A 21,442-nucleotide genomic window follows, 5' to 3' on the forward strand; every position below is an offset into this window, starting at 1 on the left:
GTCCTTGCGGACCGCCCGGAGGAGGACAGCGAGTTCAAATATGAGCGGGTGCTGGTTGCCCCGCTCGATCCCGACGACCTGATGGCGGACGCCTTCCGCCCGATCGCCCGCGACGGCGCCGGCAGCATCGAGGTCATGCTGCGCCTGATCGTCGGGCTGAAGACGCTCGCCCGTTGCCGCCCGGAGCTGGAAGTGGCCGCCAAGGGGATGATCGCGGATGCAGTGGAGCGCGGCCTAGCGGCGATGGGCGCCAAGAGCGACAAGGCGGCGCTCAAGGCGGCCGGGAAGATGGACTAGGGCATCCGCCGCTGCTTTCAGTCGGCCGTGCCATGAGCGCGATTTCGTGCGGGAGCGACCGGCTCTGCCATTCGAGCTGCCACTCAACCAAAATTTGGCCCACCGGACCAAATTAGCCTTCGGGACGGTTCGAAGTTATCTACCGTCTTTGGTTGGTCAAGTTCGGGCCGGTTGGACGAGCTGACCAAAACCGTCATCGAGCGGGGGGACCTTGCCTATCTTGCTCTCTTCCTCTGGGCAAGTGGTTCGAGCGCCCTGCTCGTGTGGAGCTTGAGGGAAATGGCGCGTGTGAATCAACACTTCAACGACTTCGTGCAGGAGATCGCACAGTTGAATCGGCTTTTCCGGAAGGAGGACTAAGCCCAGGGCAGACAAGCAGAATCGCGAGGCGGCGCAGCAGACGTTCCGGCAATTTGCCTGGAACCTGGCGGGTACGCTGGCCGACAAACAGCGCTCGGCGCCCAAGCCGAAAAGCGGAGGGGCCAAGCGCGGATGAGTGCCATTCCGATTGACGCTGCGGGACGCTTTGCCGGCTATGCCAGCGTCTTCAACAAGCTGGACAGCGGCGGCGATATTGTACTGCCGGGGCTTCTGCCAAAAGCCTCGAAAAGCGGCGCGGGCGGGTCAGGCTGCTGTTCCAGCATGACCCGAAGGAGCCCGTAGGCACCTGGGAGAGCATGGCAGAGGACACCCACGGGCCGTTCGTGACCGGACGGCTGGTTCCGGGCGTGCCGCGCTCGGACGCGCTCAAACGGCTGATCGAAAACGGGGCCCTCGATGGCCTCTCCATCGGCTTCCGCACCCTCAAGGCCAGCCGCCGCGACGGCGATCGCCTGCTGTATGAGATCGACCTCTATGAGGTCTCGATCGTCACCTTTCCGATGATGGAGGAGGCGCGCATCGCCTCGCCGCCGCGAACAGGGCCGACGCTTCGCGCCTGATCAACGCCCTCTGTGATGGGCGGCTCGGCTTTCTCAAGGCGCTGTCCAGTTTTTCCATATTCGGCCGCGGCTGGACCCGCGCGTCGAAACCGTCCGGAGGGCCGCGCTTGCGGTCGCTCCCGCGGTCAATCCTTCGGTCCCAGGAGATCACGTTATGGACGTTCTATCGGGTTACAAAACCTATATCCTCGCCGCCTTCATGCTGGTGGCGGGCCTCGCCCAGATGCTGGGTGTTGACCTGCCCGCGCTCGACAGCGGTTCGGCAGGCAGCCTGGTGCTTGAGGCGCTGGCTGTTCTGTTCCTGAGCAAGGGTCTCAAGGGCGATATCGCCAGGGCCTGATGCCGATTGTGTGGAAAGCGGGGGAGTCTTGCCGCATTCATGTCCCATTCAGTTTGCAGGCGCTATTGCTTGGGACATGAAAACGAACGCCCCAAAACCGTCAGCCTCCGTTGCTTCGGCCCTGGCCCTGGCGCTTGCCCTTGCAGGCACCGGCCAGAGCCAGGCCCAGGCCTGCCTCGACAAGCGCCAGATCCAGGAGGCCGTGTCTTCTGGTCAGATCATGTCGCTCGACGCGGTCCTGGCACAGTCTGGCGTTGATCCTAATGCAGAAATCCTCAATGTTCAGGTGTGTGACGACGGAGGAGTACTGGTATATGTTATTGGTGTACTCACACCTGACGGTCAGGCGCAAAACCTGACGCTGAGTGCTCAATAACGGCCAGTCCTGCGGGGGCGGATATGCGTATTCTCGTGGTTGAAGATGATACCAACCTCAATCGGCAGCTCAAGGACGCCCTGACTGAGGCCGGTTATGCCGTCGATGTGGCATTCGACGGTGAGGAAGGACACTTCCTGGGCGACACGGAGCCCTATGACGCCATCATTCTCGATATCGGCCTGCCGCAAATGGACGGGCTCTCAGTGCTCGAAGAATGGCGGCGTGCGGGCAAGACCACGCCGGTTCTGCTGCTGACGGCCCGCGATCGCTGGAGCGACAAGGTGCAGGGCATCGATGCTGGCGCGGACGACTATGTCGCCAAGCCCTTCCATATGGAGGAAGTCCTGGCGCGGGTGCGCGCTCTGGTGCGCCGCGCGGCGGGCCATGCCAGCAATGAGATCGTCTGTGGCGCCGTGCGCCTCGATGCGCGCAGCGGCAAGGTGACGGTGGAAGGGCAGTCCGTGAAGCTGACCAGCCACGAACTGCGTCTGCTGAGCTACCTGATGCATCACAAGGGCAAGGTGATTTCGCGCACCGAGTTGACCGAGCACCTCTATGACCAGGACTTTGATCGGGACAGCAATACCATTGAGGTGTTTGTCGGTCGTCTGCGCAAGAAGCTGCCTGAGGATTGCATCCAGACTGTGCGCGGCCTGGGCTACCAGATCGTTGGCGACTGAACCGGCTGTTGCTCCAGCGTGGCTCATGTGAGAAGGCCTTGAGATGCTGCGCAAGGGCTCGATCGCCGCTTCCCTTTTCTGGCTCTCCGCCGGCTGGCTGGTGCTGGCGCTGGTGACGACCGGCATTCTGCTCACCGACCTCTACTCGCGCGCGCTGGACACGACGCTGACCGAGACGCTCGACTTTCACGTCGAGAGCCTGGCCGGGGCATTGCTGGAAACCGGCGATCCCCAAGATCCCGATATCGCGCTGGCGGACCCGCGCTTCGAGCGGCCGCGCTCGGGTTGGTACTGGATCATCCGCGGCGAAGAAGGTGGCCTGATCAACCTCTCGACTTCAGTGGTCGGCATCGATCTGCCGGGTGTTGGTGCGGCAGCCGATGCCCTCGGTCGCAGCACCGAGGTGATCAACGATCCCTTTGGTACCCAGCTGCGGATGGTGGAACGCAGCGTCTCCTTGGGCGATACCAGCTATCGCATAACGGTGGCAGGAAACCTCACTGAAATGCTGGAGCTGGTCGCCGATTTCCGTGGGCAGACCTTCATCGTGCTTGGTGCCGTCGGGGTGATGCTGGCGGTGATGAGCGCGATCGTGGCACGCATCGCCCTTCGTCCGATCGCGCGTTTGAGTAGCGCTGTGGAAGCAGTCCGCGAGGGAGAAAGCGCGGAGGTGTCAGGGACGTATCCCACCGAGATCGCGCCTCTGGCCGAGGAGGTCAACGAGTTGCTGCGCTCGAATACCCAGATCATCGAACGGGCCCGTAATCAGGTCGGGAATCTGGCGCATGGCCTCAAGACCCCGATTGCTGTGCTGCGCAACGAAGCTCACGCCCGAAAGGGCGCACTGGCAGATATCGTGACCACCGAGACCGAGAAGATGAGCAATATGGTCTCGACCTATCTTGAGCGGGCCCGGCTGGCAGCCAGAACCTCGGTTGTCGGCAAAAAGGCGGACGCCACCATGATCATGCTCCGGCTGACCAGGGTCATGCGCAAAATCCACCCCGATGTTACCATCGCCTTTCAGCGGCCGGACGCATCGCTGCCCTGGTTCCGCGGCGATGAGGCCGATTTGGAGGAAATGGCCGGCAATCTGCTCGACAATGCCTGCAAATGGTCCAAGGGCCAGGTCGGGGTCCGGCTCAGCAGTATTCGTGGTGAGCGCGGTACGCAGCTCTTGATGCGGATCGACGACAATGGCCCAGGCCTCTCAGAGGCGGACGCGCAAAAAGTGTTGCGCCGCGGTGTCAGGCTGGACGAGAAAACGCCTGGAACAGGCCTCGGGCTGGATATCGTCAAGGAACTGGTCGATGTCTATGGCGGCGAACTCGAGCTAAAGCGTTCGCAGTTGGGCGGACTTCTTGTAGAGCTGCGCCTGCCGACAGCTCGCCTGGGCGGGCTGGTGCGGCCGCCCGGGAACTGACGCACTTTCGCCGCATTGCGCCAACAAGAACCAACAGACTTCACAAGAGGCCACACACGCCATGAATCGCTTTTCGCTCCTCGCTCTCCCGATCTTCGCACTGGCTTTGGCCGCTTGTTCGAGCACTGGCACGACGCGGGTTGCACAGGCGCCTGTCGTGGCCCAGCCGGTGGTGGTTCAGCCGCTCGTGCCCACATCGGCGCAGACCGTGCAGACCGCCAAGTTGACCACCAGCATTGCGAACGGGTTTGTCGATCCCGCGGCTCTGGCGCTGATGACGGCCAAGGATTCGAATGAAGCCAATAGCGCCCAATTCTATGCCCTGCAGTTCGGTCGGCCGGGTGCGCCGCGCCAGTGGGCCGGTGACAAGGGCACCACCGGTTCGGTGGCCGTTGGCCCATATGTGCGGGTGAACAATCTCGACTGCCGTGACTTCACTCATACCGTGAAGATTGGCGGTACCGATTACGTCAAGAAGGGCACTGCCTGCCGTGAGCAGAACGGCAACTGGAACGTCGTCCAGGGTGCTGCCTGACAATCGGGTCGGCTGCCCGGAAAAGGATTGTTTACCATAGACCTATAGGGTCGATGGGTAAGTCTATCCTGACCCGAAGTTTTGATGAGCCAGCCTGCCGCAAGCACTCACAACGCCACATCCGCGCCCGCAAGAGCCGAGGCGCGGTCGCCCGGCGCTGTGCGTCGCTTGTTTTGTGGCGTCATCGACCCAATTCTTGTGGACGAGCCAGTACTTTACCCGCTGAGCGGATCAGTGAGCCGGCAGGCCGCCCAGGCAAGCTGGACCTGGATCGTCCGTGATCTCTGCCCAGACCTGATTTCGGCAGAGGGGGCGGCCAACGGCAATTTTGGCGCTGCCGATCTCGAGCCGCTGATGCCCGAAGTGCTCAGCCGAATGAAGGCGGCACTGGAAAAGATTGATCGCGACAGCGAGGCATTGCGGCGCCTGCGCGCCCAGTCAGGCCGCGAGAACTTCCGGGAAGAGACGGCGGTGATCATGGCCGCGCTCCGCTCGCGGGCGCTTCTGCCCAAGGCGCAGAGCTTCGGCAAGGCCGTCAACACCATGGGTGACGAGGCGGCGCTGGGCATGGCGCTGCAGTCGATGCCGTTGCAGGATCCAAAACTGGCGGCCCTGTTGTTCCACGCCGCGCTGGGGCAGGTAGCCAACCCGACGCGGCTGATCACTGCCGCTATCAAGCTCAGTGGCAATGCCAGCGAGGTGGCCATTACCCGAAATGGCTTCGAGCCACTGATCGAGGCAGTGCTTGGGCACGCCCAGAATCAGTTGAAGAACCTGCAACTGAATGGACCATTCGCCGATATCGACATGGTCTGTCGCAGCCTCGAACGCTTCCACCGTCTGGTTCGCTCCCTGACAGGCTATGTCGAATTTGCACGCGGCAGCCGCTCTACGCAGATACTGGCCGCCATCACCAAGGTGGTCTCCGACAGGGTCGAGCCACGCCTGCGCGAGGTCGTGACCGACCTCAACCAAGCCATGCGCCGCCCGCGCGAAGGCGCAGACCGGATCGACAATGACCGGCTGTTGGGCGCCATCAATGGCGTCTACTTGCTTTCAGCGGTGCGGGACTGCCGCGACTCCCTGGCGCTCAACGCCGTGTTCGACCAGTCATGGAACCAGACGGGGCAGGCCCTGGAACTGCATATTCAACGCAATCTTGATCTACTGCGACAGAACCCGGCCGACCCGATGACGGGGGCACGCCTGGATGCCGCCATCAAGATGGCCGAAATTCGTTTCAACGCCGAATATGCCGAAACTTTGAAGCGCGCCCGGGCGACGGCAGAGCGCCGCAGCTGATCAATCGGCCTGCAGTGCCGCTGTTGCAGGCACAGTCTGGCCCTTGTCCCTGACGACAACCGGCAAGCCCGCCGTCGCGACCGCGGAGCTGACGAGCGCCATCGGGCCCTCGCTCGTGAAGCGCAGAACGACGCCAATGGCCTCCCGCGGGTGCCTGGTATCGGAATTGGGGAATATGAGCGCCCCAGTCTCGAGCGCGCGCGGTTCGGCGGTCAGCAGGCGCACGACCTTGGCGTCCGGACCGAAGCGGCCAGCCAGATAGGGCGGGACGTCGCCGGGACCGACCGGCCCCCAAAGATCGGTGACGGAGTGATCCTGCTCTGATGCCAAAGGAATGGAGGCGACACGCTCCTGTGCGACAATGCCTGCGGCCCGCTCGGGGATTAGATCCAGCTCGACGCCCGCCGCCACCTCGGTGACGGAGAGAGGTTGCGGCGCCTCAGAAAGCAGGGTCAGGCCTGAGGGCCCGCTCCGCCAGAGCACTTGCCACGGGCGACGCCGCGGAGGGACTGGCCGCTGCAACAGCCCGGGGCCGCCATCGAGATAAGCCGGTGCCGTGTCAGGATCCGGCGCCGCAATGGCAAGCGGACCGTCCGGCGTTTCGTAGATCGGGTCGATCGTTGGATCGTCCACCTGTCGTCGGGGGCGCCCCAGCAATTTGTCGATCGCATCGGCACCGCTCTGGATACAGCCCCGCCTGGAGTAATATCCCGCGGCGCTGCCGGCCAGGGCGATGCCATCGAGATCCCCTCGCGGTTCAATACGGCCGCGCTCATGCTGCCACTGGCTGGCGCCTCCAGCGATATGCCAAAGCGTGAGGTCCGGCTGCCATCCACCGCTGACCAGAAGTCTGTCGGTAACCAGTGGGATGCCGCTCCGTCCCTCTACATGCACTGACAGCGTGCCCCCGGCCCGCGCCACGCCCACCGAGGCAATGGTCGCGCCGGGGGACTGGACCATGCCGTAGGCCCGCGAGAAGGCGATGAACCGCGAGGCAGAATGGGGCCTGCTATCGAGTATGCGGCGAATCTCGATCCCGGCATCGCTGGCCAGCATGGCAAGACGATAGGCCGGATTGGTGGCCGTAGCCAGTATCGCGTTGCGGCCGGGCCAGACACCAAAGCGGGTAACCAGTTCATAGGCATCGAGACTGCCGGTTACGCCGGGCAGCCGGTTGCCGGCAAAGATGGGCAGACGTTCGATCGACCCCGTCGCGATCACGGTGCGGGCCGCAGGAATGTCGACAACCCGGCCGCGGTTCTGTCCGTTGGAAGGCTCGACCTGGTGAAGGCGCGCCAGTCCGGGTCGAACAGAAAAGACTGCGGCTGATGTCAGAACGGATATGGCGCTGTCGGCCAGTACCTCCGCCCCCAGGCGGCTCATGCTCTCCTCAGGACTGTCTTCGCCCTCTAGAGTCCCGAATAGTCCGGAATACCCACCCAGAAACGGGCGAGATTCCACCAATGTCACGCCAAGACCGGCTCGCGTTGCCGCCAGCGCCGCTGAAAGCCCGGCAACCCCGCCCCCGACCACCAGGAGGTCCGTAGGCTCGCCGCGTTCTGCCGGCCCGCTCTTCCACATCCCCTCGAAGGCGGTGGTTGTGTCGAGGTCCCGGCCGAGTGTCCGGCCGGGCTGAAACAGCCGAGCAAGACCACGCGCCTGCGGTGGAACGCAGGTCACAAACTCCGCACCGTCCAGAGCGGGCGTCCTGTCCATGGGAAGGGCGAAGCGCGGGTCGTTGGCGAGGCTGGCATGCCTGATTGCGGGGTATGCCCTGGATGTCAGGCCGACCGGGCTTCCCTGCGATACTCCGATGGTATCGACCCCAGAGGCCAGGACGGCGCTGAGTATCGTGTCGCCGACAAAGCCCGACATCAGTCGTCCATCGAGCCGGAAACGGATCGGTCGGTTCCGGTCGATCGCCGACCCGGAAAAGCCTTTTGCAGCAGCCGCCGGCAGGCGGTTTATCTGTGGTCTCACCTCACCGGTTCTCCCCGGGTCCAGGAGAACTCGACAAGCCGTCTGTCCGCACCGTCGCGGCTCACCAGATGATGGTCAAACCACTGCGCTTCCAAGGGCGAAGGCGTTCCGGCGAGCCAGCGGGCCAGCGCCGGAGCGATGAAGGCGCCATAGCTGCCGGTGCCCACGACAATATCGGCGCCTGCCCCGGCCACGCGACCGAAGGCGGGCGCGCCATCCATGGTGGCAAGTCCGGAATAGCTGGTCTGGCCCGCTTGCTCGATCTGCCGCTCCCGGCCGAGCAGCCCCTGCAGGTGTTCTGAAAACCATGCTCTGTCGCCGGGACCGAATGCGGCGACGCCGCCCTCCGGCTGCTGGGTCAGGAATACGCCGCTATCCAGCTCCAGCATGATCGAAGATGCCAGAGGCCGGGTGGGCGTGGTGAGGATTGCGGTGTGCTCGATGCGCCGGAGCTGCTTTGGCCACTGCCTGAGCGGCAACCATGCCGTGATCGCCTCATCGTCAGCCAGAACGGCCTGACGCGCACGATAGGAGCCCGAATCGGTCACGAGTTCGGCTTGCCCGTCCTCCGCAATCCCGACCGATTGCGCCGCTATTCGAGCCACCTTCTGGTCGGCAAGCCACGCCTCCAGCCCTGACTCCAATTGCGGGCGATTCAACCGGAGCGCGTCGCGAAAGACGGCGCCCGAACGATTTCCACCCAGGCTGGATTGCGGCACGGGCTCTGCCGCGGTTCCAAATCCCGGTGCCATATGGCGTATGTGCAGTAGCGCTTCGACAGCCTGCGGGTTCTCGGCAAAGAACACCGGGTCCACGCGCAGCACACCACCCCGCCCAGATACCCGGCCGACAAGGCGCGCCGTTTCTGGCACCGTATCGCTCAACAAGGCCCAGGTCTGAGGACGGGTAATGGGAGCCACGGAAAGGTCGATGCCGCGAGGCAGCCGGTAACTCGCCCGGCTTTCACCGATCAGCAGCACTTTCCGGTCGTGGGTTCCGGCCAGCAGGCCTGCAACAAGCTGGGCCAGCGGTGTGGAGCCGAAGACGGCAAAGTCGAAATCGGTCTCGCTCATGCGGCAAAAAGGCCTGCGACGACGGGCCCCTGTGGCAATGCGTCCCTGCTGCTATCGACGGTTTTGGTGGTTTTTCGCCGCATTGCGCTTATAGAGGACCTTGCCTTGCCGCGTCTGGCAGACAAGCGTTTGGGGCCCATGATTTTCTGGTCGATTGCCATTGCCGTTACCGCGATTGCGTGCGCCGCCCTGTTTTATGCGGCCGCCGGACGCACGGTCAACGCGCCCGCGGGCGAAATCGCTGATGAAAACCAGCTATTTCGCGAGACACTGGCGGCTATCGAGGCCGACGAACAGAGTGGAAAGCTTGACGCCGAGCAAGCCCTGGCAGCAAGGGCAGAGCTGGCGCGCGAGGTGCTGCGCAGCCAACGGACCTCGTCCACCAATGTATCGAAGCCCCTGACAAGGACGCCGCTTGTGGCGGGCCTCGTTGCTGTGGCCGCGTTGACTTTTGGCGCCTACACCTTTCTGGGGCGCCCGGAACTGCCGGCGCAACCGCTGGCAAGCCGGCCCGAAGTGGCGGCCCAGACACTCGATCTTGGCGGTGCCGTTACGCGGATCGAGGCCAGATTGGCCGAAACGCCCGAGGACCTGCGGGGCTGGCAGGTGATTGCGCCGGCCTATATCGAGCTCGGCCGGTTTGCCGATGCGGCTGAGGCCTATCGGCGCATCATCGAACTGACCGGCCCCACCGCCGAACTGCGAACGGACCTCGCCGAGGCCCTGCTGCTGCAAGCGGCAGGAGACGGTTCTGAGGAGGCCATGGACTTGCTGCGCGCTGCGGCAGCGGGCGACGCCGCCCACATTCGCTCAAGGTTGTATCTGGCAGCCGAATACATGCGCCTGGAGAACTACGAGCAGGCCGGTACATATTGGCAGCAGGCGATCGATCTGGCCAAGGGGGATGAGGCCTGGCTGCCGGCCGCACGGCAGGGCCTTCTGGTCGCAAAGAACGGTGGTGCTGAAATTCCGGTGGCCGAAGATCAGTCAGAATTGATCATGCGCATGGTGGGCGGGTTGGCCGACCGCCTATATTCGGACGGCGGCACGATCGAGGAATGGACACAACTGGTGCGCTCCTATCTGGTCCTGGGGGATCAGGAGAGCGCCCAACAGGCTTACGATGCTGCCGTTGAGGCTTTCCCCGCCGCATTTGATCGGGGCGACCTGGATGGGCTGGCACTGGGCGCAGGCCTGACACTGAACGGAGACTGACCATGACTATGCCGGCCAATGTCCGCCGTCGGGGCATGACCCGAAAGCAGAAGCGTCTCGTTGTGATTGGCGGGTTGGCCGTTGTGATCGCCATTGCGACGGCTCTCGTGCTGACCGCCTTGCGCGACCAGATTGTCTTTTTCTACGCCCCCAGCGACGTCGTGGCGCGCGAGGTTGCACCGGGCCAACCCATTCGGCTGGGAGGGTTGGTCAAGGACGGTAGCTGGATGCGCGACGGCCAGGAGAATGTCTTCGTGATCACCGATGGTGGGCAGGAAATCGTGGCTCATTATGTCGGCATCCTTCCCGACCTGTTCCGTGAAGGGCAGGGGGTCGTTGCCGAGGGCAGCCTTGGGACGGATGGACGGTTCGAGGCCACAAACGTCCTTGCCAAGCACGACGAGAACTACATTCCCAAGGAAGTCGTCGAGGCCCTGAAAGCCCAGGGCGAATGGCGGCCGGAGGCGGCGGGCCAGTGAGCATCGAGCTTGGGCATTTTGCACTGGTTCTGGCCTTCGCCATTTCCGTGGTGTCGGCGGTCGGAGGGCTGACCTTGTGGCGGCGCGGCGAGCGCCTGTCGGCTGTTCTGGGCCAGGCTGCAGTGCTGCAATTCGTTCTGGTGGCACTCGCCTTCCTGGCTGTGGTGCACGCTTTTGTCGTTTCCGACTTCAGCCTCGCCCTTGCAGCCAATCATTCGCACTCCCTCAAGCCGCTGATCTTCAAGATCTCCGGCGTTTGGGGCAATCACGAAGGCTCCATGCTGCTCTGGGTCCTCATTCTGGTGCTGTTTGGGGCGTTGGTGGCCGCTTTCGGTCGTTCGCTGCCATCGGACCTGTCCAATCTGGTGCTTGGCACCCAGAGCCTGCTGACAGCGGCCTTCTCGGGCTTCACGCTCTTTACGTCCAACCCCTTTGTCCGCCTCTCCCCCGCGCCGCTGGAAGGGGGAGATCTCAATCCCGTACTGCAGGATATTGGCCTGGCCATTCATCCCCCCTTGCTCTACGCGGGCTATGTCGGCTTTTCGATCTGCTTCTCCTTCGCCATCGCAGCGCTGGTATCGGGGCGCATCGACCAGGCCTGGGCCCGCTGGGTGCGGCCATGGACGATGCTGAGCTGGACCTTCCTGACCCTGGGCATCGCCATGGGGTCCTACTGGGCTTATTATGAGCTGGGTTGGGGCGGCTGGTGGTTCTGGGACCCCGTGGAAAACGCCAGCTTCATGCCGTGGCTGGCGGGAACCGCGCTGCTGCATTCCGCGCTGGTGATGGAAAAGCGCAATGCGCTCAAGATCTGGACGATCTTTCTGGCCATTATCACTTTCTCCCTCTCGCTTCTGGGCACATTCCTCGTGCGCTCGGGCATCCTGACCTCGGTCCATACCTTTGCCAGCGATCCCACGCGCGGCCTGGTGATCCTCACCATTCTCGCCCTGCTTATCGGCGGCGCCTTTTTACTCTTTGCAATTCGTTCGCCGGCGCTGCGCCAGGGTGGTTTGTTTGCGCCGATCAGCCGCGAAGGCGCGCTGATCCTCAATAACCTGTTTCTGGCTACTGCCGTTGGCGCCGTGCTGGTGGGTACACTCTATCCGTTGCTGCTCGATGCCCTGACGGGCACGACCATTTCGGTTGGTGCGCCTTTCTTCAACTTCACCTTCGGCGCCCTCATGGCGCCGCTGCTTCTCGTACTCCCCTTCGGTCCACTCCTGGCATGGAAGCGGGCAGACCTTGTCGCGGCTGGCCAGAGATTGATGGGCTTTGCAGCCCTGGCCATCTTCCTGGCCATTCTGATTTCAGCCCTTGCCGGCAATTCCATTTCGCTGGTGCCGATTGGCCTGCTATTGGGCTTCTGGGTGTCGTTTGGTGCGGTGGCCGAGGTAATCGAACGCAGCCGGCTTGGCCGTATCCCGCTCGCTGAAAGCCTGAGACGCCTGGCCGGGCTTTCGCGCAGCATCTGGTCGACCGCCATTGGTCATCTGGGCCTGGGCCTCACGGTGCTGGGCATTGTGTCGGTTTCCGCATGGGAGACGGAGCTTGTCACTACGCTTAACCCAGGTGAAAGCGCCGAGCTGGCCGGATCCAATATTGCCTTTGACAGCTTCGAGCAGTCCGAAGGGGCAAACTACCTTGCCGATGCCGGCCGTTTCACCGTCACTGCGCCTGATGGCGGTACTGCCGAGCTTGTGGCCGAGCGGCGCACCTATGTGGCCAGCGGCATGCCAACCACCGAGGCGGCCATACAGACATATGGTCTGTCACAACTTTACCTCCAGTTGGGTGAGCCTCTGGACGACACCCATGTCGTGCGTGTCTGGCACAAGCCCTATATCCTGTTGATCTGGCTCGGAACGCTGGTGATGGCTGTGGCCGGGGTGCTGTCCCTGACAGACCGGCGCATCCGGCTGGGCGCCCCGCAATCGCGGCAGAAACTCAGCCTGGGGGCGACTCGATGATCTTCCGCGCGCTCGTGCTGAGCCTGGTGCTTGCCCTGTCTTCGGCCGCCCTGGCCGTGGGGCCCGACGAGGTTCTGGCCGATCCTGCTTTGGAGCAACGGGCGCGTGATATCTCCGCGGGCCTGCGGTGCCTAGTCTGTCAGAATCAGTCGATCGACGACAGCGATGCGGATCTGGCGCGCGACCTGCGTATACTCGTGCGTGAGCGACTTGTTGCGGGAGACACCAACGCCCAGGTCGAGCAATATGTCGTTGACCGCTATGGCGAATACGTCCTGCTCAATCCCCGCCTGGGGGCTCATACGATCCTGCTCTGGACTGCAGCGCCAATATTGCTGCTCATCGGCCTTGTTGCCTTGGTCTTCGCGCGTCGGCGCCATCATTCGTCAGGGCCTGAGGGCCTGAGCGAAGACGAAGCCGCAGCGCTCGAAGCGCTGAAAAGAGGCAGGGACGCTCCCTAGTCCCAACACAATCCCGCCTGCAACATTGCCAAACCTTAATCTTGGCGCAACTTCGCAGAAAGGCCCGTCGTTCCATACGTATCGCCACAAGCTGTTGAGAGCTTAACGAAGGAGATACGTTCCCATGCGTTCGACAATACTTTCGCGCACCCGTCGCTGGCTCGGCGCTTCCGCCCTGGCCCTTCTCGTCGGCGCCGGCGGCGTTTCCACCGCATTTGTGCTCACCGGCCAGGCCGCCAATGCGCAGATGCAGAATGCTGCACAGATCGTGGTCCCCCAGGCTCAGGTCCAGCAGGGCTTCGCTGACCTGGTCGAGGCGGTCAAGCCAGCCGTCGTGTCGATCCTGGTTGAGGCCGAAGCCCCCGGGCGGACCGTCCAGCGTGGCGGCCGCGACTTCAACTTCGAATTCAACTTCCCCGATCTTCCGGAAGACCATCCGTTCCGCGACTTCTTCGACCAGTTCGGTGCTCCGAACGGTCAGGGCGCACCCGGAGGGCAGAGCGCTCCGCGCCGCTTTATGGCAGCCGGCTCTGGCTTCATCATTTCCGCTGATGGCTATGTGGTGACCAACAATCACGTCGTCGAGGACGCAACCAAGGTGACGGTTGTCTTCGAGGATGGCACAGAGCAGGTTGCCGAAATTGTCGGCACCGACCAGCGGACCGACCTGGCCGTGCTCAAGATCGAGGGCGAGGATCTGCCTTTCGTCGGCTTCGAGAGCGACAGCGAGCCGAGCCGCGTTGGTGACTGGGTCATTGCCGTGGGTAATCCGTTTGGCCTTGGCGGCACCGTCACTGTCGGCGTGATCTCGGGCACCGGTCGCGACATCGGCGGTTCCAACTATGGGGATTTCCTGCAGATCGACGCGGCGGTGAATACCGGCAACTCCGGCGGTCCGGCCTTCAACGCCCTTGGTGAAGTCGTTGGCGTCAACACCGCCATCTATTCGCCGACTGGCGGCAATGTGGGTATCGCCTTCGCTATTCCGGCCCGCACCGTTCAGCAGATCGTCAACCAGCTTATTGAGGACGGCACGGTAACCCGCGGCTATCTCGGTGTGTCCATCCAGGATGTCACCGGTGATATCGCCGATAGCGTAGGCCTGCCCAATGCGCGCGGCGCGATCGTGCGGGAGCCAACCGAAGATGGCCCGGCCGGTGCCGCTGGCGTGCGTTCGGGCGACATCATCCTCCAGGTTGACGGCGAGGAGATCAGCGACGCGCTCGACCTGAGCCGTACGATTGCCGGCAAGGCTCCCGACTCGACGGTGGAATTGACCATCTGGCGCGATGGTGGGGAGACCACTGTTTCGGTTCAGCTGCAGCAGCTGGATGAATCGGTCGCGGCCGAGACCCCGACCCCGCCGACTCCGCCCCAGGCCCTGCCCGAAGCGGCCACAGCTCTCGGCATGACGCTGGTGCCCAACGGCGATGGTACGGGCGGTCTGCTGATCCAGAACGTGGACGGTGACAGCCCCGCCGCCGAGCGCGGTTTCGCCACCGGCGACGTCATTCTCGAAGTTGACAACAAGCCGGTTTCCGAACCTGCCGACTTCGATGCCGCGGTTCAGGCCGTGCGCGATCGTGGCTTGGATACGGTATTGATCAAAGTGGCGCGGAACGGCGAATCCCGCTTCGTCGGCCTGCCGATTGGCGATACTGAATAAGCATCGACTTAGCGGGTCCCGGCAAACGCCGGGGCCCGCACCTCAGAATTTGCTGGAGCGTCACAGTGAAAATCCTGCTCATCGAAGACGACCGCGAAGCGGCGAGCTATCTCGTCCAGGCCCTCGATGAGGCCGGTCATGTCACCCATCATGCAGCCGACGGTGAAACCGGCTATGCCATGGCGTCGGGCATGGACTACGACGTGCTCATTGTCGACCGCATGCTGCCGCGCCGCGATGGCCTTTCCATAGTCGAAAGCCTGCGGGCGGAAGACGACAAGACCCCGGTGCTGATCCTCTCGGCTTTGGGAGAGGTGGACGACCGCGTGACGGGCCTGCGCGCTGGCGGCGACGACTATCTGACCAAGCCCTACGCCTTCACCGAGCTTTTGGCGCGCGTCGAAGTCTTGGCGCGCCGCTCCAGCCCTGCGGAAGCCGCAACCAGCTACGCCGTGGGCGGGCTGACGCTGGACCGGCTGAGCCGGAAGGTCGAGCGCGATGGCGAGATCATCTTGCTCCAGCCGCGCGAATTTCGCCTGCTCGAATATCTGATGAAGAACGCCGGCAAGGTGGTGACACGGACCATGTTGCTCGAAAACGTCTGGGATTATCACTTCGATCCGCAGACCAACGTCATTGATGTGCACATGTCCCGTCTCCGGTCCAAGATCGACAAGGGGCATGCCAATCCGCTGCTCCACACGGTGCGCGGCGCCGGCTACATGATCCGGGAGTAACCCGTGAGCCGCCTTGCCCAGGTCTGGCGGACGTCCACCGTCCGGCTGACAGCCACATTCATTGCCATCTTCGTGGTGTTCGCCATCCTGCTGATGGGATTTATTGGCTGGCAGTCGAGTGTGCAGATACAGCGCCAGCAGACCGAGGACATTGATCGCGAAATCCTCCAGTTTCAGCGCATTGCCGCCAATCAGGGGATCAGGGCGCTGGCTTTTGCAGTAAACCGGCTCTCCAGCCAGCCGGGCCCCGGCATCTATTTTCTGGGTGATGCCTCGGGCCTCTATCTGCTGGGCAATGTCACCGATGTTCCGGCCGAAGTGGTCATTACACCGGGCGTCTACAGCTTCGACTATGAGCGGCCCAATCCTTTGGGCGACGATGTCAATGCCGACGCGCTTCGTCCTCCACGCCAGCGGGAGGGCGTGGCAGTAGTCCGCTCGGTGGCGCTGGACAACGGCATGCGCCTGGTCGTCGGCCGGGACATTGTCGAACGGCGGGGCTATTCCGCCATCATTCTGCAGAGCTTTCTCGTCGGTGTGGTCGGGATCATCCTGTTCTCGCTGATTGCTGGCGGCATAACAGCGCGTCGCGTGTTGCGCCGCATCGACACCATCCAGCAGACCTCGACCAAGATCATGTCCGGCAATCTGTCCGAGCGCGTGCCCGTCACCAAACGGGATGATGAGTTCGATGCCCTTGCCACCAATCTCAACGCCATGCTCGACCGCATCGAGCAGTTGCTGCAAGGGCTGAAGGAAGTCACCGACAATGTGGCGCACGACCTCAAGACCCCGCTCACACGGCTGCGCAATCAGGCCGAGGCCGCGCTGCGCGACACGGCAACAAACGAAACGCGCGAACAGGCGCTCGAAACCGTCATCACCGAAAGCGACCGCCTGATCCAGACCTTCAACGCCCTGCTGATGATTGCACGGGTGGAGGCCGGAGCGCCCTCCGGCGCCCTCTCGGAGATCAATATCAGCGAGATCGTCGCCGACGTGGCCGAGCTCTACACGCCAGTCGCCGAAGACGAGGGCATCACCGTTGAAACCAATATTGAACCGAGCATCACCCTCAAGGCCAATCGCGAGTTGATCGGGCAGGCCATGGTGAACCTGCTGGAAAACGCCATGAAATACGCCCGTCCGGAAGAGGGGAGCGCCGGCAGGATTGCAGTAGGCGTCCACCGCGAAGGCGGCGAGGTGCGGATTGTCGTGGCCGACAACGGCCCGGGCATCCCCGAAGGAGACCGCAAGCGCGTGCTTGAACGTTTCGTGCGGCTGGAAAAGAGCCGGTCCGAGCCGGGCTCCGGCCTGGGCTTGTCTCTGGTGAATGCGGTGGCACGGCTGCATGGCGGGCGATTCAGCGTCGAGGATAATGCGCCAGGGGTCCGGGCGGTCTTGGCCATCCCCACCCGCTAGCGGCCACCTTGTCGGAGCTTTGGGGGCAGGCTATGCCTCTTTTATGAGCACTCTTCTGACTCCCCTGCCGCCCACCGAGACCCCCCAGTTCGAGGCTCTTCTCGCCGAACTGCCAGAAGACTGCGCGAGCGCGCTGCGGCACGAGGCCGACGCTATCGGCCCCTTGCTGGAAGCAGCTCCCTATTTGCTTGAGCTGGCACGCCACCATGCCGAGTGGCTGGCTGGTGCGCTCGTAGAGGAACCTGACAAGGCCTTTGCTGACCTTGTCGTGGAGGTGGCCCGTGCCGGACGTGAGGATGACGAGACGGACGTAGCTCGTATCCTTCGGCTGGCCAAGGGACGCACGGCTCTCCTGGCCGCGATTGCCGAGACTGGGGGCGCCTGGACAACGGCGCGCGCCACCGAAGCTCTCTCAGACCTGGCCGACGCAGCGCTTGAAGCAGCGCTCGACCTGCTCATGCGCCAGGCTTTCGAGAAGGGACAGCTCGCCGTTCCGGCCGAACAGGCGACCGCCGCCAATTCCGGCCTTGCGCTATTTGCCCTGGGCAAGCATGGCGGGCGGGAGCTCAATTACTCTTCAGACATCGACATTGTCGCTTTCTTCGATCCGCAGAAGCCGGTTCTCGTGGACCCGATGGAGGCCACCAAGATCTATTCGCGCATGGTGCAGAAGCTGGTGGGACTGATGGAGGACCGCCAAGCGGGCGGCTATGTGTTCCGCACCGATCTGCGCCTCCGGCCCGATCCGGGCTCGACGCCGGTCGCCCTGTCGGTGGATGCTGCGCTGGCCTACTACGAGGTGCGCGGTCAGAACTGGGAACGCGCCGCCTGGATCAAGGCGCGCCCTTGCGCAGGTGACAAGGCCGTCGGGGAAGCCTTTCTCAAGGACCTGGCGCCCTATGTATGGCGCAAGCACCTCGATTTCGCGACCATCGCCGACATCCAGGCGATGAAACGCCAGATCAATATTTCCAAGAAGGTCGGGGACATTCGTGTCGAAGGGCACAATGTCAAGCTCGGGCGGGGCGGCATCCGCGAGATCGAGTTCTTTGCGCAGACCCAGCAGCTTATCGCCGGCGGAAGGGACAAGGCGCTGCGCGTTCGGCCGACGGCGCAGGCATTGGCCGCGTTGGCTCAGGCTGATTGGATCAGCGCACAGACCGCCGAAGAGCTGACCCAGACATACTGGTATCTGCGGGCCGTCGAAAATCGGCTGCAAATGCTGCGCGACGAGCAGACGCACATCATGCCCGAGACGCCCGAGGCCGTCGCGGTTATTGGTCGCCTGATGGGAGAGGGGGACCTGAAGGAGTTCGAAAGGGTCTATCGGGCGGCGCTCGAACGCGTGGCCCGCTACTATGCCGAACTCTTCACCCAAGGTGAGACGCTGGGATCCGAAGACGGCAATCTGGTCTTCACCGGCAGCGATGACGACCCGGAAACTCTCGAAACGCTCACCGCCATGGGATTTGCCGACGCCCACAAGGCTGTCGAGACGGTCCGCAAATGGCACTATGGGAGCTATGCAGCGACCCGCACATCGGCAGCACGCGCGCACCTGACAGAGCTTCTACCGGCCCTGCTTGCAACGCTCGGGCGCGCCGGCAATGCTGATGAGGCCCTTGCGCGCATGGATGACTTCCTGCGGCGCCTGCCCGCCGGGGTGCAGCTGTTTGCGCTGCTGCGCAACCACGCCCAATTGCGCACTCTGTTGGTGCAGTTCATGGCTTCGGCACCGCGCATGGCGGAGGCTGTCATTCACCGGGCCCATGTCATGGATGGGCTCATTGATCCCGCCTTCGCCAACGACGTGACCCATCGGGACGTGCTGGTGGCCAAGGTGGACGCCTTTCTCGCCGACGCCCGATCCTATGAGGACCTGATCGACCGGGCGCGCATCATCGGGCAGGAACAGAAATTCCTCGTCGCGGCGGGCCTGCTCTCTGGAACGGTCAGTGCACACGGGGCAGGGGAACAGTTCACGGCGCTGGCCGAAACTCTGCTCCACCGCCTGTTCGACAAGGTGCAGGACGAGTTCGCCGTCCGCCATGGCCGCATCGGGGGTGCAGAGATTGCCCTTTTGGCTTTCGGCAAGATGGCGAGCCGGGAGATGACATTCACCTCCGATCTCGACTTCATCCTGCTCTACGATGCACCCGATACCGAGTCCGATGGCGAGCGGCAGCTTTCAACGCCGCATTACTTCGCCCGGCTGACACAGCGCCTGGTGGCCGCCGTTTCCGCGCCCACGGCCGAAGGCGTGCTCTACGAGGCCGACATGCGCCTGCGGCCATCCGGCAATTCCGGTCCGCTAGCGACGAGCCTTGCGGGTTTTCGCGCCTATCACAAGGACAATGCCTGGACCTGGGAACATCTGGCGCTAAGTCGCGCCCGCGTCGTCGCCTCCACCGGACGGCTGGGCGAGAAGGTGGAAGCAGAGATCGGCGAGGTCATGTCCCGGCCTCGCGATGTCCTGAAGACGATCGACGACGTTGTTTCCATGCGGGAGCTGATGGCGCGCGAGCGTAAGCCCCGCCACGCCTTTGACCTCAAGCTGGTGAGCGGCGGGCTTGTCGACCTTGAGTTCGTCGCGCAATCGGGGCAATTGGTGGCCGGTGCCCGGATTGGTTTGCCGCAGGACACCACGGCACGCGTCCTGTCCCAGATGGGCGCTGTAGGGCTTCTCGCCAACGGCCACCGCCTGGCCGATATCCATGCGCTCTATTCGACGGTGCTGCAGGTGATGAGTTCGGCGCTGATCAGCCCCTTCAAGGAGGAAGCCTGGACGCCGGCTTTCAAGGAATTGCTGGCGCATCTGTCCAACTATCCCGATTTCGGGCGGCTGGAACTGGATATCATGCAGATGCGGGGAGAAGTCGAAGCGGCGACCGCGGAGTGGTACGAAAGCGCCAGGGCTCTTTAGCGCTCAGGCGGCCAGCTCGGCCGCCGCCGGTTCGGTGGGCAGCGAAATGGCCACTGTCGTGCCGAGCATCGGGCTTGAGTCGATGGCGAGATTGCCGCCGCTGAGTTCGGCAATGGCGCGGGCGATGGAAATACCGAGCCCGGGTCCGACCCCGTCGCGGGTAAAACTGGCATCCCCGAGCGCAAAGGGTTGGCTCAGGCCGGCGAGACGATCTTCATCCATACCGATCCCGGTATCGCTGATCTCGATGACAACCCCATCATCGGCGGCAAAGCTGGCCAAGGTCACCTGTCCGCCCGGCTGGGTGAAGCGCAGCGCATTGTCCATGATATTGCCGATCATACGCGTCAGCCCGAGACGATCGCCGCGCAGGACTGCGCCCGTCTCCCGACCTATCTGGAGGGTAATTCCAGCGCGTTGGGCCTGTATGGCAAAGCGGTCGACAACCGTCTGCATCACTTCGTCGAGCAGCACTGGATCCTGCCGCAGGGTCTTGCGCCCACCTTCCAACTCGGCCAGATCGAGAATGGCGGCGAAGGAGTTGAGCAAATGCTCCCCGGAAGACTTGATCGTGTCGACATAGTCGGCGTAGCGCTGATCGCCAAGCGGCCCGTAGGTCTGTTGCTGCATCAGCTCAGCAAAGCCGATGATATGGTTGAGCGGGGTGCGGATATCGTGGCTGAGATGGGCCAGAAAGTTCGTCTTCGCGCGGCTGGCCGCCTCTGCCTTCAGCTTCTCCTCGTGGTAGCGTCGCGCCAGCAGCCGCTGTTCCTCACGAATTGTCTGGAGCAAGGCGTCGGTTCGTTTGCTTTGCGTGATGTCTGACACGAGCGTCATGAAGGCGCCGTCTCCGAGCGGGCGCTCATCAATTTGCAGGCACGAGCCATCCTCGCGGTGAAGCTCCAGCAGGCGGACGCTGTCATCTTCCCGCACCAGCTTCATATAGCCCCCCGCGATCAGGCGGCTGACGGCCTGATGATAGGTGACCCTTGTATCGCTAAGGTCGAGGCGCTGGCGGTACTGGTCATTGCAGACAATCAGCGTCCCTTCGCTGGTCCAGCAGGCCAGGCCCATCGGGATCGCAGAGGCAAGGTGCCGGTAGCTGTCGCGCTCTTCAGCGGCAGGCATCCCTTTGCGCCGCCGCGTGAATGCCAGGGTCAACAGGCCCGCCAGGCCAAACGCTGCCGCCCCACGGCCGCTGATCTCGGAAAGGGCGGCCATCTGATCCATTTCCAGGGCAATCATGCCATGGGGGTCTGCCGGCACTGTGGCGCTCAACGCGCCGGATATCGTGCCGCCAGTCAGGCTGGCCCGGATCAGTCCGCCGCTCCGCTGTGTGGACTCCTCAAGACTGGTCTGAACCTCCTCCGTTGAACGCATGGCCATGTCGGCGACAAGCAGTTCGCCGATTGCGGCCAGTTCGCTCCGGACCTCGGCGAAGGTGCGGGCGACGTCATAGGCCACAAAGAGACTGGCGGCGAGAAAGGCGGTCGCAGCCACCGCGGCACTTGTGTGTGAAAGTCGCCACCTCAACTGGAGGCGGTTGATCGGGCGGGAGCGCTTTGATGGTGTGTCTGTGCCGACGCGGAATCCAAGTGCGCCGGCGCCGGATGCCCCCG

The 21,442-nt window shown here is 63.4% G+C and carries 19 protein-coding genes and 1 pseudogene; 17 read left to right on the top strand and 3 right to left on the bottom strand.

Going from position 1 to position 21,442, the window contains the following annotated elements:
* The 9 genes and pseudogenes from QZ564_RS14275 to QZ564_RS14320 form a co-directional block, all read left to right on the top strand.
* Positions 1–297, top strand: a pseudogene (locus QZ564_RS14275) (hypothetical protein); the annotation flags it as partial.
* Positions 298–789: 492 nt separating this feature from the next.
* Complete coding sequence (locus tag QZ564_RS14285; protein WP_297111235.1) at positions 790–960, top strand: hypothetical protein; 171 nt, start codon at positions 790–792, stop codon at positions 958–960.
* Positions 930–1,238 carry an HK97 family phage prohead protease gene (locus QZ564_RS14290; RefSeq protein ID WP_297111298.1) on the top strand — a complete coding sequence of 103 codons (309 nt, stop codon included), beginning with the start codon at positions 930–932 and terminating at the stop codon, positions 1,236–1,238. Before QZ564_RS14285 ends, QZ564_RS14290 begins: the two co-directional genes overlap by 31 nt.
* 154 nt (positions 1,239–1,392) lie before the next feature.
* Entirely contained in the window at positions 1,393–1,578 is a 186-nt protein-coding gene (locus QZ564_RS14295) for a hypothetical protein (RefSeq protein WP_297111238.1), read from the top strand.
* 76 nt (positions 1,579–1,654) lie between these two features.
* A complete protein-coding gene (locus QZ564_RS14300) occupies positions 1,655–1,954 on the top strand; it encodes a hypothetical protein (protein ID WP_297111241.1) in 300 nt (99 codons plus the stop codon).
* A 23-nt stretch (positions 1,955–1,977) separates the two neighbouring features.
* Positions 1,978–2,637, top strand: coding sequence for a response regulator transcription factor (locus QZ564_RS14305; RefSeq protein ID WP_297111244.1), 660 nt, complete (start codon positions 1,978–1,980; stop codon positions 2,635–2,637).
* A 43-nt stretch (positions 2,638–2,680) separates the two neighbouring features.
* Positions 2,681–4,060 (top strand): HAMP domain-containing sensor histidine kinase, encoded by a 1,380-nt coding sequence (locus QZ564_RS14310; RefSeq protein ID WP_297111247.1) that lies wholly within the window; start codon positions 2,681–2,683, stop codon positions 4,058–4,060.
* Positions 4,061–4,121: 61 nt separating this feature from the next.
* On the top strand, positions 4,122–4,595 hold the full coding sequence (locus QZ564_RS14315) for an RT0821/Lpp0805 family surface protein (RefSeq protein ID WP_297111249.1): 474 nt from the start codon (positions 4,122–4,124) through the stop codon (positions 4,593–4,595).
* 234 nt (positions 4,596–4,829) lie between these two features.
* A complete protein-coding gene (locus QZ564_RS14320) occupies positions 4,830–5,897 on the top strand; it encodes a hypothetical protein (protein WP_297111252.1) in 1,068 nt (355 codons plus the stop codon).
* Here the strand turns inward: QZ564_RS14320 and QZ564_RS14325 are convergent, their stop codons facing one another.
* Together QZ564_RS14325 and QZ564_RS14330 are read right to left on the bottom strand one after the other, a co-directional pair.
* Complete coding sequence (locus tag QZ564_RS14325; protein ID WP_297111255.1) at positions 5,898–7,877, bottom strand: FAD-dependent oxidoreductase; 1,980 nt, start codon at positions 7,875–7,877, stop codon at positions 5,898–5,900.
* Positions 7,874–8,950, bottom strand: coding sequence for an FAD-dependent oxidoreductase (locus QZ564_RS14330; RefSeq protein ID WP_297111259.1), 1,077 nt, complete (start codon positions 8,948–8,950; stop codon positions 7,874–7,876). The genes QZ564_RS14325 and QZ564_RS14330 overlap by 4 nt, the downstream gene beginning before the upstream one ends.
* A 105-nt stretch (positions 8,951–9,055) precedes the next feature.
* Between QZ564_RS14330 and ccmI the strand changes: the two genes are divergently transcribed.
* From ccmI to QZ564_RS14370, 8 genes are all read left to right on the top strand, one after another.
* Positions 9,056–10,165, top strand: a complete 1,110-nt coding sequence (gene ccmI, locus QZ564_RS14335; RefSeq protein WP_297111262.1) for a c-type cytochrome biogenesis protein CcmI — start codon at positions 9,056–9,058, stop codon at positions 10,163–10,165.
* A 2-nt stretch (positions 10,166–10,167) separates the two neighbouring features.
* Positions 10,168–10,644 (top strand): cytochrome c maturation protein CcmE, encoded by a 477-nt coding sequence (gene ccmE / locus QZ564_RS14340; RefSeq protein ID WP_297111265.1) that lies wholly within the window; start codon positions 10,168–10,170, stop codon positions 10,642–10,644.
* The gene (locus QZ564_RS14345) at positions 10,641–12,614 is read left to right on the top strand and encodes a heme lyase CcmF/NrfE family subunit (RefSeq protein ID WP_297111268.1); all 1,974 of its coding nucleotides are present in this window, start codon (positions 10,641–10,643) and stop codon (positions 12,612–12,614) included. Before ccmE ends, QZ564_RS14345 begins: the two co-directional genes overlap by 4 nt.
* Positions 12,611–13,075, top strand: a complete 465-nt coding sequence (locus tag QZ564_RS14350; protein WP_297111271.1) for a cytochrome c-type biogenesis protein — start codon at positions 12,611–12,613, stop codon at positions 13,073–13,075. The genes QZ564_RS14345 and QZ564_RS14350 overlap by 4 nt, the downstream gene beginning before the upstream one ends.
* A gap of 124 nt (positions 13,076–13,199) precedes the next feature.
* A complete protein-coding gene (locus QZ564_RS14355; protein ID WP_297111274.1) occupies positions 13,200–14,741 on the top strand; it encodes a Do family serine endopeptidase in 1,542 nt (513 codons plus the stop codon).
* A 65-nt stretch (positions 14,742–14,806) separates the two neighbouring features.
* Positions 14,807–15,478 (top strand): response regulator transcription factor, encoded by a 672-nt coding sequence (locus QZ564_RS14360; RefSeq protein ID WP_297111277.1) that lies wholly within the window; start codon positions 14,807–14,809, stop codon positions 15,476–15,478.
* Between the two features lie 3 nt (positions 15,479–15,481).
* Positions 15,482–16,900, top strand: coding sequence for an ATP-binding protein (locus QZ564_RS14365; protein WP_297111280.1), 1,419 nt, complete (start codon positions 15,482–15,484; stop codon positions 16,898–16,900).
* 43 nt (positions 16,901–16,943) lie between these two features.
* Complete coding sequence (locus QZ564_RS14370; RefSeq protein WP_297111283.1) at positions 16,944–19,823, top strand: bifunctional [glutamine synthetase] adenylyltransferase/[glutamine synthetase]-adenylyl-L-tyrosine phosphorylase; 2,880 nt, start codon at positions 16,944–16,946, stop codon at positions 19,821–19,823.
* Positions 19,824–19,826: 3 nt separating this feature from the next.
* Here the strand turns inward: QZ564_RS14370 and QZ564_RS14375 are convergent, their stop codons facing one another.
* On the bottom strand, positions 19,827–21,323 hold the full coding sequence (locus tag QZ564_RS14375; protein ID WP_297111286.1) for a PAS domain-containing sensor histidine kinase: 1,497 nt from the start codon (positions 21,321–21,323) through the stop codon (positions 19,827–19,829).
* Positions 21,324–21,442: the final 119 nt, after the last annotated feature.

The sequence above is a fragment of the uncultured Devosia sp. genome, assembly GCF_913055165.1.
Lineage (GTDB): Bacteria > Pseudomonadota > Alphaproteobacteria > Rhizobiales > Devosiaceae > Devosia.